Genomic DNA, 14,879 nt, shown 5'->3' on the forward strand with positions numbered 1-14,879 from the left:
AAGGTTTCTTTACTAAGTATGCTCAACATAACGCCAACTCCCTACTATTTATCCTAAACTATTGGTGGTCAAATAGATTCGCGAGGTTTTGTATGTGGCAAGCAATATCGCAACAGCTTTCTGATACTTTATTGTTCGATTACCAGATCACGGAAAAAGTAAGGCTGTCTGGTGGGGATATCAGTGAAAGCTACATGATCAATGATGGTGAGCAACGTTATTTTGTGAAAATTAACGATCGCGAGTTTTTGTCTAAGTTTGAGGTAGAAGCTGAAAGCCTGCATCTTTTGCGTGAAACATCCACCCTATTTGTACCTGAGGTGGTATTGGTTGGTAAAACCAAAAATGCCTCATTCCTAATTCTTAACTACCTTCCAACGAAACCATTAGAAGATGGTCCCAACAGCTTTAAATTTGGGCAACAATTAGCTCACCTACACCAGTGGGGCGAGCAAAAAGAGTTTGGTTTTGATACCGACAACTATCTCGGTTCGACTCTACAGCCCAACAAATGGCACAAGAAATGGTGTGTATTCTTTGCTGAGCAACGCATAGGTTGGCAATTACAGCTCCTTAAAGAAAAAGGCGTCACCTTGGTTGATATCGATGACTTTATCGATGTCGTAAAACAGCGGCTAGCAAACCATGCTCCGGAACCTTCTTTGTTGCATGGCGATTTATGGAATGGAAATGCGGCACTCACTGCATTCGGTCCTATCTGTTACGATCCTGCGTGCTATTGGGGGGACAGGGAGTGTGATATTGCGATGACAGAGCTTTTTGGTGGATTTCAACCAGAATTTTATCAAGGCTACGAATCGGTTATGCCACTTTCTTCAAGCTATGAGGAACGTAAAGATATCTATAACCTTTACCATGTTCTCAACCATTGTAATTTGTTTGGCGGCCATTACTTGGAACAGGCTCAACTGGTTATTAATAAAATCATTTCTTATTAATTTGGAAGCCACTGCATATTTCAAGATGTAAAATCTCGAGGCACATCACTACAGAAAATCACCCTAAGCTCAAGGTTGAGTTTGGGGTCAAGTTTTGTACTTATTTCGACTCAATTAGCAACAACTCGACCTAATATCAAAGGAGACTTAACTTTGGATTGTGCCTATTTTCCTTGTAGGCAAAGTAAGTAAAGGGCTGTGCTTCCTTGATGAATAGTGTGTTTAAAAGCCCTGCGAGATTAGGAGTTGTTGTATGAAAAATTATACCGAAAGGTATGTAAAGTGCCCGCATTGCGGACACTCTATCGGCATTACATTGGATGCAAGTAATGGTGACCAAGAGTTTTATGATGATTGCCCAGCTTGTTGCCACGCTATCCACCTAAATATGCGAGTGGATGAGTTACAAGATAAGGTCGAACTATTTATCGATGACAATTACGAATAGCAGCTCGAGCATGTGAACATCAGAAATATAAAAACGCTTAAATGAAAAAGGAGCACTAGGCTCCTTTTTCTCATTCTAAAGCTGTTTTGCTGCAAGAACGCGCTCAACAGTATCAACAATTGCTTGAGTCTGAGGATCAAACTCAATATTAACACGCTCCCCTGCTTGTCTCACTCCGAAAAGCGTTCGCTGCAAGGTTTCTGGAATTAGGTGTACCGAAAAACGACACGCTTCAACTTCACCAATAGTTAGCGAGCAGCCATCTAAACCAATGTAACCTTTCGCTAATACATATTTCATTGATTCTTGCGGCAGTTGAAACCAAATCGTGCGGTTATTGGGCGTATCGATGATATCGACAATATCTGCCGTCAAACTAATATGACCAGACATGCTATGCCCGCCTATTTCGTCACCAAACTTAGCCGCGCGCTCAATGTTTACGCTATCCCCTTCCACCAGCCGACCTAAATTAGTAAGAGCCAATGTCGCTTGCATTAAATCAAAACTGATAAGGTTGCCTTCGATCTTAGTCACAGTTAGACAACATCCGTTGTGTGCAACGGATGCACCAATTTCTAACCCTTTACAAAGTTCATCGCTTAACTCGACAACGTGCGTTTGAAAGCGTTCTTTTTTATCAATTTTAACGACCTTCGCCGTACCCTGAACTATTCCTGTAAACATTTCTTTTTACCTATTGATTTCATACCAACTGTAGTTGAAGACTAAGCCTTAAACACTGCGCTACGGGCCGGAAATAAAGACCGCAGACGATAAAGCAACGGCTTAATGAACACTGGTTTGTTCTCATGCATGCTTCAACATTACCATGATTCGCTGCTGTTCTCAGTAAAAGCGTATCCTTAGCGTGGAGAGCGTCCAGTCAGTGTTATCGACTATTCGCTACCTAGCTATGGAATATAAACATACAATTGTTTATCATTTGCGCGGAGTTTCTCCGAGGCATTTTTTCACCTTATCGTGACTAAAATCAACCATCAGATCCGTTCACCACATCTTTTGCCCTCGAGTACTCTCATTCTTTCAACTTATTGTTCCGCTCTGGAGTATTTTTCGTGCATCGCTATAAAGAAGAAGCATCAAGTCTTATCAAATTGGCGACCCCGGTATTGATCGCATCTGTCGCTCAAACTGGTATGGGGTTTGTTGATACCGTAATGGCTGGCGGCGTTAGCGCCACCGACATGGCTGCGGTTTCTGTCGCTTCAAGTATTTGGCTACCATCCATTTTGTTTGGGGTGGGTTTATTAATGGCATTGGTCCCTGTTGTCGCACAGTTAAATGGCTCTGGTCGTCGAGTGAAAATCCCGTTTGAAATTCAGCAAGGCGTCGTTTTGGCATTGCTGATCAGTGTGCCGATAATTGCAGTCCTGCTTCAAACCCAGTTTATTCTCGGGCTGATGGATGTTGAAGCACTGATGGCTGAAAAAACGGTGGGATACATTCATGCCGTTATATTAGCAGTACCCGCTTTTTTACTTTTCCAAACGCTTAGAAGCTTTACGGATGGTATGTCATTGACGAAACCGGCAATGGTTATTGGCTTTATCGGTTTGCTGCTCAACATTCCTCTAAACTGGATTTTCGTGTACGGCAAGTTTGGTGCACCTGAATTAGGCGGTGTTGGCTGTGGTGTAGCAACCACGATTGTTTACTGGGTCATGTTTGCCATGCTATTGCTGTATGTGATGACATCAGAGCGATTGAAAAGCATCAACCTATTTGGAGAATGGCATCGCCCACAATGGAAAGCGCAAGTTCGTCTATTCAAGCTCGGCTTTCCTGTTGCAGCAGCGCTGTTTTTTGAAGTGACACTGTTTGCTGTTGTTGCACTGCTCGTTTCACCACTGGGTCCTATCATTGTGGCAGCGCATCAAGTCGCGATTAACTTCTCCTCGTTGGTATTTATGCTACCAATGAGTATTGGTGCAGCAGTAAGCATTCGTGTCGGCCATCGACTTGGTGAAGAAAACGTCGATGGCGCGCGCGTAGCGTCACGAGTCGGCATTATGGTTGGTCTAGCTTTGTCCGTTCTCACAGCGATTTTAACCGTCTTGTCTCGTGAGTGGATCGCCGAGCTTTACACTAGCAACCCAGAGGTAATCACTCTAGCGATGCACCTGCTCGTGTTTGCCGCTGTTTATCAATGTACGGATGCGGTTCAAGTAATCGCAGCTGGTGCATTACGCGGCTATAAAGACATGCGAGCCATCTTCAACCGTACTTTTATTGCTTATTGGATTCTTGGGCTGCCAATTGGTTACGTCCTTGGCCGTACAGACTGGATTGTCGAGCCAATGGGAGCACAAGGCTTCTGGCTTGGTTTTATCATCGGCCTATCTTCTGCGGCCTTTATGTTAGGCGTCAGAATGCGTTGGATGCATCGCCAAGAGCCAGAAGTGCAATTGAACTTTTCAGTTCAATAAAAAGTAAAAAAAGCCAGCATCCGCTGGCTTTTTTGATCGAATAATCACACGGTTGAGTATACTTATAACAAGATTGCGAAGTGGTTGATTTTGCTCTCTAGACAACGGATACGAAGTTATAAAAAAGGATATTTGTGCGGTCTATTTTATTGTTCTTAATCTTGCTTCTTAATGGTTGTGATAACTGGTTCAATCCAGAGAACGCCATGTTTGATAAGTATCATCAACGTGTAGCCAATGTATTGGACGTTCCTGCTATTCCAATAGAATTACAGTCTACGGTAACGATTCCTGCGAAACGCGTTTTGTTCGAGCCATTGCCAAGGCTATCTATTGGCCTGCTAGAGAGCTATCAATTACGACAGTGCGGACTCTTCAATTTACTTGCTGAGAAAAACTCGCAACTTGGAAAGGTGCAGGATGCCTTTCATGATTTTGATTATCAAACTGCCCTTTTAAGAGTCATGCATCGATGTTTATCCGAATTTCCACTTAGCGATGAAGAACGCGCGACATTGACAGAGCTTTACTCAACCAAGTGGCAACATTTAGACATTCATCTCGACAACTTACTACTCGTAAGTGATGCCATGCAAAAGCAACTAACAGCCTCTGATTGGCTATCTCAAAATACGACGAATGATATTGCACGCATTAACGATGTCTATCGTATTTTCAGCGAAATGTATGATTTACCCCACCGCGCGGTCTCACGTCTACCCGATGTGGAAGTTACTCAATATCAAGAAGAGTTAGAGAAATCTCGTTTACTCGGACGACTTTACTATTCAATGGTAAATACATCCCTTTGGTTAAAAGCGACAACTCAGCTACTTGAGCAGAACCAGAGCAATGTATTGTGCGGGCCGAACAGAGACACCACCCAGTTCCGCTACTTAAGAAATGTCTTTCAATCCATTTACGTTGAAGAAGTGCAACCTTATTTGGCTTATTTAGACAGCACCTATCAACAACTTAATGATGGTGCCACTTTGGTGGAGAACCGTATGCAACTCCATGGTCACCAGTATGGCATCATTGAGGCACATAGGACATTTAGGCAAGAAACCCTAAACCACGTTCAGTTTTGGCAGGGTCTCTTCAAACGATGTGGCGTAACCGTTGGCAACTAGTAAGTGCAGAGCGTTCTATTCCTTCAACCTTTCACGCAAGAATCGAGCAAAACGTGGTTTACCAGTATGTGTAAAACCGTTATATCTAAATGTAATGGTTGAACCAATTTTCGGAGGCTGGCGACGCACTTCATCGGTAAATCCGCTACCGATGTAAAACTCAATGCCATTTGGTAAGCGAACTAACATTGCTCCCATCATACCTAATAAGCGCCCTGTTCCTGGCTTATAACCCACAACTAACGCTTCATCATCTGCGTATCGTTTAAGTTTAAGCAAATCACTACCGCGTCCAGCCTGATAGCGGCTTGATACCTTCCGCAACATCACCCCTTCACCGTCGGATATTGAAATTTTATCCAACTGTGTAAACAGATGAGCTTCATTTTGAATGGCTCGGTGCTCGACATATTTGATATGAGGCTGGTCGACTTCAAGCACTAAATCTTTGATGTTGTAATAACGCTTCCGATAATCACCAGCGGAATATGGCATATCAAAGATCATAAAGTCGATGTGTCGCCAAGCAGACTCTACAGGAGTTTTATCTAATACCGTTTGCTGAACAAGATGGAAGTTACCTCTCCCAGCCCAAAGTTCACCGTCCAACGGATAATCAGGCAAAGGTCCTGTAAACCAATCTGGGGCGTAGATTCGATTACCATTTCTCGTCACGAGATGTTGCCCAGTCCAATAAGCGCGAACACCATCAAGTTTTTCGCTATACCAATATTCAGACACATCAATGCCATCCTGATAGCTTTGTGCAAGAGAAACTGGTGGTGCGAAAGACGTATCCGCTTGAGGCTGTGAAGACGCTGCCATAACAGCCAGCGCAATTAATGTCATTTTTAATGGCATAAGAAGACCTTGTACAAAAAATCGCCTTTATTGAAACGTAAGTCCTCTCGATGACCTATTTATTACTAGTTATTCTTCGACTCATAACAATCAACATTAGTAATAATTTGCAAAGATAATCATAAACTTTAGACAGGTTTTGCATTTAGTCGTTACACATTATTCTCGTATGGCGGATGGTTCGTCAATCGAGTTGGAATCTAATCATGACGTGCCTCCCCCGGTCTAACGACTTCTTTCGGCTCAAAACCTCTTATAAGCAAACCATTTCTCTGTGCGTTTTTGATTCTCAATTTGAGAATCAGTCCTTTCTCAAATTGAACAATATAATTAACAATATTTAACTGTTTGATTTTTCATTAATTTCAAATTGGCACGTTACCTGCTCTATATCCAATTAGAAAAACAAACGGAGACAGAGTCATGGAATTACGCAAACTAGAAATCAATCAAGACAAGTTAGCCATTGAGTTTTTTGGTGACTTAGACGCAAGTGGCTGTCGACAAGCACAACATCACATTGATGAAGTAATTCACAACAATCATCACAAAGAAGTCGAAATTAACCTACAGCACGTCCAATTTCTTGATTCTTCAGGGATTGGTGCCATTGTTTACTTATATAAGCGTCTAGTTGAACGTGAAAGAAGCATGAGTATTGAAAACGTATCAGGCCAACCTTTAGAAATCATGAGCTTGCTTCGTATCAACCATGCCATTCCCGTTAACTCAAAAGGACACTAAAAATACCGGTTTAAACGGAGGTTGGCATGGTAAATCTTTTACGACGATATGCAGTAAGCGGTCTTGTTGTCGGCATGTTTGGTTGTTCGTCGTTTGACTACCCAGAACACGGGAAAGGTGGCTTGGCGGAAAGCTATCAAGATATCTCGATCGAGAATTATCAGTTTTCCCCAGTAATGCCTGACGAGCCTTTAGGTCCAGAACATGGGTTAAGGTTTGATTGGCAATTGACCAAGTTACATCTAGACGCACTAATCCAAGAGGGCGCGCGCTGGTGTTTTCCTGCGGCAGTTGTTCAGGCCCTTGAAAAACAAAATAGAATTGCGCGCGAGTTAGAAGGTGGGCTTTTACTCGACGCTGCCAACGACCTTGTGATTCAGCGTCGACGCTTAAACCAGCTCGAACAACAACTCGACTACGTACTGAGCCAAACAACTTGCACACCGCCCGATGATATTGAAGCACTACGTAGCGACCTAAACATAGTCTCGGATATCTATGCACTACTTAATATCGACAACCAGTTTGCTGTCGATTCAGCAGAAATCAACCCGAAGTACATGGGACATTTGGCAGAAGCAGCCTACATTTTACGTGACCACCCCAACCTATCTCTTGTAGTAACGGGGCATGCGGATGCAACTGGAACACCCGATTACAACCAGAAACTTGCTCAAGCGCGTGCGGAACAAGTAAAGCGTTACCTAACCGTATTTGGTATCACTTCAGAGAGAGTCACTACCAAATCTGTCGGAGATAACCTGCCACTCTATGAAGGTGAAACATCCGCCGTGCGTTTAACTAATCGTCGAGTAAGCATCGAGGTTATTAGCCCTAATTCAGATAGCGATACCTCAATAAACCGCAACTCAACGGCAGGAGGCGCGCTATGAACACGATGAAACCATTTATCCTCTTAATGTTGTTGTGTCTGGTTGCGTGGGTACCTTCTTCCATAGCGGATGAGAGCAATACTGTTAAGGTCGGTGATTTAATACAGATTAACTTACCCGGAGAGGCGTCGTTAAACCAAGGGTTTCAGGTCGATCGTCGTGGACGAATTAATTTACCAGAAGTCGGCCCTGTATTAGTGGCCGGCTACAATGAACAACAACTCCAAGACGTGATTATCGACAGGCTAAAGACCGTTTATCGTGACGTTAACAACGCTCGAGTTTTTATTAAACAGCAACAGTTGTTAGTGTCCGTTCAAGGCTACGTGGTCAAACCCGGTGAATATACCTTACCTTCTGGGTCCAACATTCAAATGTTTGTGTACGAAGCTGGCGGCCTGCGCGCAGGGGCTCAGCTTGATAAAATGATCGTGAAACGTGGAAATAAAAACATTGAATTTGACTACAAACGCTTCCTTGATACGGGGGACAATAGCCAACTGCCAAAACTAGAATCACTGGATGTCTTATTTGTCCCCGCTTCCCCACTCGTAGGGAATATTGAGCAAGAGTTTGATGCAGCAAAACTCGCGAATTCAGGTGACAGCGCAGATTCCGCTCGTGCAATCAAAGTCTTTGGTGAAGTCAACGCACCTGGCTCGTTCTCATACAAGCCAAACACCACGCTAGTTGATGTCGTAATGCGAGCTGGCGGCGTGACACGATATGCCAGTGTTGAGCAAATTCGCGTGATAACAAACAATAACCCAACCATGTTTAACCTGAAAAAGTACCTTGATACTGGAGACCAAAGCCTACTGCCGGAGATCCTGCCAGGTGCCACCATCTTTGTCCCAAAACAGGAAGAAGAAATCAAAGCAGGTGCAAATGTGGTTTACGTGATGGGTGAAGTCGCCCATCCTGGGGCATACGAAGGCAAGCAAGGCGCTAGCTTCATGGATATCCTCGCCAACGCTGGCGGGCCCACTCGCTACGCAGAATCTCGCCAAATTCGCGTTATAAAAGCCGATGGCAAAGTCATCAAATTCGATCTTACCGCGCATACAGAAGGACTATCTTCAGCCAGACCACCAAATGTTGGACCAGGAGACGCGATTTTCGTGCCGGAGAAAACCGATTTCAATGAGAAGTCTTGGTTAAAAGTAGCACCTAGTCGAGCGGTCGCAGTGATGGGAGAAGTTGTTCGCCCTGGACGCATCGAGTGGTCAGACGAAATGGATTTGATTGATCTGCTTGCACACGTTGGTGGCCCAACTCGACGAGCTGATACCACCAAAATTGAAGTCGCCAATAACGGTCAAATGACACAATTTGACTTAGACCAATACATTCTGGATGGCTCGCCAACATCAAGCCTACCTCGAGTTTCCGCTGGTACAGTCGTAAGGGTACATGCATTGCCTGACGACCCATCCGATAATAAATCGCAATGGGTAAGCCAAAGCTCTGACGCATCAATATACGTTTTCGGGCAAATCAATGCACCTGGGCGCTATCGTTTCACCGAAGATATGCATTTTCTGGATATTTTGTCTGCCGCCGACGGACCGACAATGGATGCAGATATTCACAACATCCGTGTCACACACCGAGGCCTAGGTTATGCCAAAGTGAGTAAATTGAATTTATCGATGTACTTTGAAACAGGCGATGAGTCAATTCTGCCCCACGTTCGTCCTGGTGATACCATTTACATTCCAGAAAAAAACAAAAACTGGTTAGACCGTTCAAAAGAGTCCACGGTACGCGTATTAGGTGAAGTAAGAGACCCAGGGCGATACGTATTCAATGACAACATGACTGTGCTTGATCTGTTAGCGGAAGCAGGAGGACCAACTGACAATGCCTACCTTGAAAAGATCAGTGTGGTCAATATGTCTTGCTGCCAGGGCCAAGCCCGAACATTTGATTTGGTGAACTTTAGTAAAACAGCCAACATTTATGAGCTGCCAGTCATTCGCGCAGGCGACACGATTTACATTCCCCATAAAGACGAAAGCTTTGTTGAAAAAGCGAGGGCCGGATTAAGAGATATTTTACAAATCACCACAACCATCGTGTTAATAGGAGCGTTGTAATGACTATTCCTGCAACTCACGCTGAGATTGAGCAAATTTATCTTCAGAGTGAACAGAAAGGCCACAAAACGATTTGTGTTGTGGGTTGTAAATCTGAAGATGGTGTCACTTCCGTGGCGTCATCTCTTGCAGAGCGCTTGGTTTTAGCAGGCCACAATACTTTGTATGTAGACCTTAACTTATTCAAACCCGCTTATCACACTGTTCACGAATTTGATGATGACGAGAAGGTTGGCCATTTGATCACACGAGAGAATACACATCAAACTTTAGTCGGCCTCCCAGCTCCATCTCTCGCCAGCACTCAGTTAGCGTACCGAGACCCAACAATGCTGAAACGAAACATTGCACAATGGTTAACGCAGTACGAGCGCGTCGTGATAGATACATCACCACTTCTCAGTGTCAACCGAAGCAATATTGCGCCTCAAGTGATTGCTGGCGTATGTGATGCTACTTTGTTAGTAGCGCATTATGGTTCTACGACTGCAACCCAGCTCGAGCAAGCCAAAAAGATACTCGATGCTAGCGATGCGAACTTGATTGGTTCTGTATTGAACATGAAGCACACACCAAGCCTGAAAGATGAGTTAATCCGCCAAGTTTCCAAGCTGCGTTTCTTACCAAAAAAGTGGAAAGAAAAACTGTCTCAGCAAATTAAAAAAAGCGAACTGTTTATGTTATAGGGAGCGCTATTATGACGATAAATAATACATTGACTATCGAGCAAGAATTAGTGGATGAGCATATTCTTCAGCAAATGATCAAAGATACGTGCGCCGAAATCATCCCTACCTTGATTGATCACTATGTCGAAGAGTCACGCGATCGCATGGAGAAAATAGAGCAAGCATTAAGCACAAAAGACCTTCAAACATTAGAGTTCGAGGTTCACACACTGGGCAGTTCTGCTCTCGCTTTAGGCAATCGAACGCTTTCAAGACAAGCAAGAATGATTGAGAAGTACTGTGTCGAAGGAAAAATACCAAAAGCATTGGAGCTTTGTGAAACACTTCCGCAACTCGCCAATGAATCGTTTGATGCGTTAGAAAAGCGAAAAGCTCAAGGGTTTGAGTAGTATCAGTGTCTTACTCCCTAGCGAAGCATCGCGTTTGATAAAGCGCGATGCCGACATCATCTCAGAAATTTAGGCTCCAAATTCAATCACCCTCGCCAAGCCACACACCTTTAAATTATTTGGGCATAACTTAATCAATTAAAAAGTATGGATTTTTCGCAAATTTCCTACCTTGTGCTAATACTTAAATAACGCTTTTCTCAAATTGAGAATTTTCAGCACTAGAGAGCTATAAACCACTCATAATGCCAAATAGTAGTGCTGACAAAAATCATAAAAAATGAAACAAACTACGTTGGGATGGGACTATGAGACCAAGGGTGTTACTGGTAGAGGACTCTACTTCACTAGCCATACTTTATAAGCAGTATGTGAAAGACGAACCTTATGACATTTTTCATGTCGAGACAGGTCGCGAAGCGATTCAATTTATTGAAAGAAGCAAACCTCAGCTCATCATTCTCGATTTGAAACTGCCCGACATGTCTGGCGAAGACGTGTTGGATTGGATCAACCAGAATGACATTCCTACGTCCGTTATTATTGCTACGGCACACGGCAGCGTCGACTTAGCCGTTAATCTAATTCAAAAAGGTGCGGAAGATTTCTTAGAAAAGCCCATAAACGCTGATCGCCTAAAAACATCAGTCGCATTGCACCTCAAACGCGCCAAATTGGAAGATTTGGTGGAAAATATTCAGTCCAAGTTTGATCGCCACAACTATCACGGATTCATCGGTTCAAGCCTCCCGATGCAGGCGGTATACAAGACCATTGATGCTGTTGCGCCAACTTCTGCCAGTGTGTTTATTGTGGGAGAAAGCGGCACAGGTAAAGAAGTTTGTGCTGAAGCCGTCCACCGCCAGAGCGACCGTAAAGACAAGCCTTTTATTGCAATTAACTGTGGGGCTATTCCACGAGATTTGATGGAAAGTGAGATTTTTGGTCACGTTAAAGGGGCCTTTACTGGAGCAACAACAGATCGAAAAGGTGCGGCGACGCTGGCACATGGTGGTACGCTTTTTCTTGATGAGCTGTGTGAAATGGAACTTGAGATGCAAAAGAAGTTGCTCCGTTTTCTACAAACGGGCACTTACACCCCTCTTGGTGGCACTCGAGAAATGAAAGTAGATGTGAGAATCATTTGTGCCACTAACCGAGATCCATTAACAGAAGTAGAAGAAGGTCGTTTTCGTGAAGACTTATACTACCGTGTGCACGTTATACCTATCGATATGCCCCCATTACGTGAACGAGGAAGTGACATCGTCACGCTTGCCAAGCACTTCTTGACCACTTACGCCAAACAGGACAAAAAGAAATTCTCAACAATCGACAGTGAAGCTCAACATATCATCAAGCATTACGAATGGCCGGGTAATGTAAGGCAACTACAAAACATCATACGTAACATTGTGGTGCTTAATAACGACGAAAAAGTCACGGTGAGCCACCTACCCGCTCAACTTACTAAAAAGTCTAAAGTGACGAAAACAACGACGCCTGCGCATGTTGCTCAAGAGTCAACAAACATTGCACCAATCACACCACCACCTGTTTATACTGAGGAACTTTCACCTTCTGCGGTCGAACCGTCGATTACCGCAGCGGAGCTGCCTGGTACACCGTCCTCTGCTGCTACCTCACCGTACTTTAACGCTGATGGAACCATTCGTCCTATGTGGCAAGTAGAGCGTGAAGCAATTCAAAACGCAATCGCGTACTGTGATGGCAACGTCCTCAACGCCGCTGTCATGCTGGAGTTAAGCCCATCTACGGTTTACCGAAAAAAACAAGCGTGGGAAGCGGATGAAATTAATCTCGAACAATCTTGATAAACCTGCCATTGGTGAAATTTGGATCTTGCTTGATAGCCGTCTATTCGGCGGCATTGAAAGTCACGTTATCGAGCTAGCTCGGGGATTAATCGCCTTTGGAAACAAAGCTCGAGTTGTGCTAACCACTGAGTATTCGCCAGCCGCTCAGATTGTACAGAAGGCAAAAGAAGCCGCGATCCCTGTGAGTTACTTAAACTATTTGTCTGGCGAGCCCAATAAAGCTTTAAAAATTAAGCACCTAACAAGCGCCGTCGCCAATCACCAACCCTCAGTGGTTCACTCCCATGGTTATAAAGCGTCGATTTTGTCGCGCTGCGCCAAACTGCTCACCCGAACGTTTCCTCGTTTGATTTCAACTTATCATGCTGGTGAATCGTCCTCAGGGAAGCTATGGCTATACGATTGGCTTGATAGAAGCTCAGGCAGCCTATCTGACCATTGCTTTGCTGTCAGTCCAAGTATTCAGCGCAAAGTTTTTTGTTCTTCAGAACTGCTGAATAACTTTGTTTCGATTCCCAACAGTCAACTCAACTATCAGGAAATCGCTTTTGTCGGCCGATTGAGTCAGGAAAAAGGCGCCGATCAATTTATTGAGGTAGCGAGGGTCTGTCCAACATTACAGTTTAGTGTGTACGGTGATGGCCCAGAAAAAGAGTCGCTTAATCAAACTGCCCCTTCAAATGTGACTTTCTTCGGCCATCAAACCGATATGGAAGGTGTTTGGGAAAATATCAGCGTACTTATTATCTCTTCTCGTTATGAGGGTCTTCCAATGGCGGCGCTTGAAGCCATGTCGAGAGGCATTGCCGTGATGAGCTTACGTGTAGGTCGTCTTCCAGATATTATCCAAACGGGTAAAAATGGTTTTATCGTCGAAGACATTCCCTCTCTTGCTAAATGTCTTCATGACTGGATGTCGATTGGTGAAGCGCAACAATCACTCATTCGCCAGAATGCTCGACAAACCATCATTGATGATTTCTCAGCGCAAAGTGTGATTCCCGTATTGCTACAAAAATATCAAATTGAAACGGATCACTAATCCATATTGGTTCTCAATATGAGAATGATGAGTTCCAAACATAAATATCATATAAGATTCAATCATATAAACTAATGGCATATTTTGGCATCTCTATTGCAGCTCAGCAGTTAACGCAGATTAATGATGAGACAGAGGTGACTTATGACTACGCCAAAACGCATTCTATATGTTCATTATGGTGATAATTGGATTCGCGGCAGTGAAGTGGTGCTTCTGGATCTCATTTCAGGAATCGACCGCAATAAGTTTGAGCCATTCGTATGGTCAAACTGCCAACCATTAATCGATAAGTGCCATTCGCTCGGAATTGAAGCGGAACATTCATCCTTCAATTTGGTTGGTGGTTGGAGCGCTCCACGCTGGGATATTAGCGGGTGGAATATCCTTATCAAACAAGGCTCAGCATTGATCGAAAAGCACAACATCGACTTGGTACACGTCAATAGCGGCGGCCCTTGTCAATGGATGTGTTTGGCTGCTCGCATGAATCATATACCACTTGTCACGCAACTTCATTGCCATTATACATTGCGCGATCGCTTCTCTCTCGGACTTCACCTCTCTCCAAAATTGATTTGCGTTAGCAAAGATGTTGGACGCGAAATTCTTCAGGACGGCTACCCACAAAACCAACTTCATGTCGTACACAACGGCGTGTCACTTCAAGGCGTGGATACACCCATCGACATTAAAGATCGCCTCGGAATCCCATCACAGGCCTTTACCTTTCTGTCGGTGGGTTCGCTGATTAAGCGCAAAGGGTTCGACCGCCTTATTCGCGCAATGCGCATGCACAACTACCACCACAACAACCCTCACCTTGTTATTGTTGGTGACGGCGAAGAAAGAGAAGCATTGCAACAGCTTGCCGCGGATCTTGGTATCCAAGAGCGAGTGCACTTTGTCGGGGAGCAACACAATGCCGGAGAGTGGATGTGTGGTAATGCAGACGCTTTTATTAGCGGCGCCTATGAAGAGGCCTTTGGTCTCGTGCTCGGGGAAGCGGCTTTAGCTCAACTGCCTATCGTGGCTCCTAAAACGGGAGGCATTCCTGAGTTGTTCGAGCATAATCACTCTGCATTGCTGTACCAGAACAGTGGAATGGCGAACCTGTTAAACGCGATTCAACAAGTCATGCAAGACGCGGCATTAAGAAACAAGCTGGCGGAAAACGCTTACCTACATGCTAGCCAGCACTTAACGACGACTGCATCTATAAACGCTATTGAACGTATTTACGAAGGTGAACTTAATAACAACGCCATTACACCAATGCCAATGACTCACTGCATGAAGCCTCTTTCACGCTGGTTGAGCATCAATTGAGGAGC

General features: G+C 44.3%; 14 protein-coding genes. 12 read left to right on the forward strand and 2 right to left on the reverse strand.

All coding sequences use genetic code 11. The features are described 5' to 3' along the window. Positions 1 to 92 precede the first annotated feature (92 nt). Entirely contained in the window at positions 93 to 959 is an 867-nt protein-coding gene (locus R7P64_RS05510) for a fructosamine kinase family protein (protein ID WP_005377623.1), read from the forward strand. 253 nt (positions 960 to 1,212) lie between these two features. After that, positions 1,213 to 1,407, forward strand: a complete 195-nt coding sequence (locus R7P64_RS05515; RefSeq protein WP_017634925.1) for a CPXCG motif-containing cysteine-rich protein — start codon at positions 1,213 to 1,215, stop codon at positions 1,405 to 1,407. Between the two features lie 75 nt (positions 1,408 to 1,482). On the opposite strand, the gene R7P64_RS05520 is transcribed toward R7P64_RS05515, so the two are convergent. After that, the gene (locus R7P64_RS05520; RefSeq protein ID WP_213966949.1) at positions 1,483 to 2,094 is read right to left on the reverse strand and encodes a riboflavin synthase subunit alpha; all 612 of its coding nucleotides are present in this window, start codon (positions 2,092 to 2,094) and stop codon (positions 1,483 to 1,485) included. A gap of 392 nt (positions 2,095 to 2,486) precedes the next feature. Between R7P64_RS05520 and R7P64_RS05525 the strand changes: the two genes are divergently transcribed. Together R7P64_RS05525 and R7P64_RS05530 are read left to right on the forward strand one after the other, a co-directional pair. Continuing rightward, positions 2,487 to 3,857 carry an MATE family efflux transporter gene (locus R7P64_RS05525; protein WP_005377626.1) on the forward strand — a complete coding sequence of 457 codons (1,371 nt, stop codon included), beginning with the start codon at positions 2,487 to 2,489 and terminating at the stop codon, positions 3,855 to 3,857. A gap of 134 nt (positions 3,858 to 3,991) precedes the next feature. Further along, positions 3,992 to 4,990, forward strand: a complete 999-nt coding sequence (locus R7P64_RS05530) for a DUF3080 domain-containing protein (RefSeq protein WP_318123233.1) — start codon at positions 3,992 to 3,994, stop codon at positions 4,988 to 4,990. Positions 4,991 to 5,005: 15 nt separating this feature from the next. Here R7P64_RS05530 and R7P64_RS05535 read toward each other — a convergent pair whose 3' ends face one another. Next, positions 5,006 to 5,851, reverse strand: a complete 846-nt coding sequence (locus R7P64_RS05535; protein ID WP_053307085.1) for a DNA ligase — start codon at positions 5,849 to 5,851, stop codon at positions 5,006 to 5,008. Between the two features lie 423 nt (positions 5,852 to 6,274). On the opposite strand from R7P64_RS05535, the gene R7P64_RS05540 reads away from it, so the two are divergent. From R7P64_RS05540 to R7P64_RS05575, 8 genes are all read left to right on the forward strand, one after another. Beyond that, positions 6,275 to 6,595, forward strand: a complete 321-nt coding sequence (locus tag R7P64_RS05540; protein WP_017634929.1) for an STAS domain-containing protein — start codon at positions 6,275 to 6,277, stop codon at positions 6,593 to 6,595. A gap of 26 nt (positions 6,596 to 6,621) precedes the next feature. Beyond that, a complete protein-coding gene (locus R7P64_RS05545) occupies positions 6,622 to 7,488 on the forward strand; it encodes an OmpA family protein (RefSeq protein ID WP_017820663.1) in 867 nt (288 codons plus the stop codon). After that, a complete protein-coding gene (locus R7P64_RS05550) occupies positions 7,485 to 9,587 on the forward strand; it encodes an SLBB domain-containing protein (protein WP_064353904.1) in 2,103 nt (700 codons plus the stop codon). The genes R7P64_RS05545 and R7P64_RS05550 overlap by 4 nt, the downstream gene beginning before the upstream one ends. Beyond that, positions 9,587 to 10,273, forward strand: a complete 687-nt coding sequence (locus R7P64_RS05555; RefSeq protein ID WP_054730238.1) for an AAA family ATPase — start codon at positions 9,587 to 9,589, stop codon at positions 10,271 to 10,273. Before R7P64_RS05550 ends, R7P64_RS05555 begins: the two co-directional genes overlap by 1 nt. Positions 10,274 to 10,284: 11 nt before the next feature. Beyond that, positions 10,285 to 10,665, forward strand: a complete 381-nt coding sequence (locus R7P64_RS05560; RefSeq protein WP_005377636.1) for an Hpt domain-containing protein — start codon at positions 10,285 to 10,287, stop codon at positions 10,663 to 10,665. A 308-nt stretch (positions 10,666 to 10,973) separates the two neighbouring features. Next, entirely contained in the window at positions 10,974 to 12,500 is a 1,527-nt protein-coding gene (locus R7P64_RS05565; protein ID WP_065274521.1) for a sigma-54-dependent transcriptional regulator, read from the forward strand. Further along, positions 12,475 to 13,545: a glycosyltransferase family 4 protein gene (locus R7P64_RS05570; protein ID WP_137281981.1), complete on the forward strand. Its 1,071-nt coding sequence runs from the start codon at positions 12,475 to 12,477 to the stop codon at positions 13,543 to 13,545. Before R7P64_RS05565 ends, R7P64_RS05570 begins: the two co-directional genes overlap by 26 nt. 144 nt (positions 13,546 to 13,689) lie before the next feature. Further along, on the forward strand, positions 13,690 to 14,874 hold the full coding sequence (locus R7P64_RS05575; protein WP_318123234.1) for a glycosyltransferase: 1,185 nt from the start codon (positions 13,690 to 13,692) through the stop codon (positions 14,872 to 14,874). The last annotated feature ends 5 nt before the right edge of the window (positions 14,875 to 14,879 follow it).

The organism is Vibrio sp. 2304 (genome assembly GCF_033339475.1).
Lineage (GTDB): Bacteria > Pseudomonadota > Gammaproteobacteria > Enterobacterales > Vibrionaceae > Vibrio > Vibrio alginolyticus.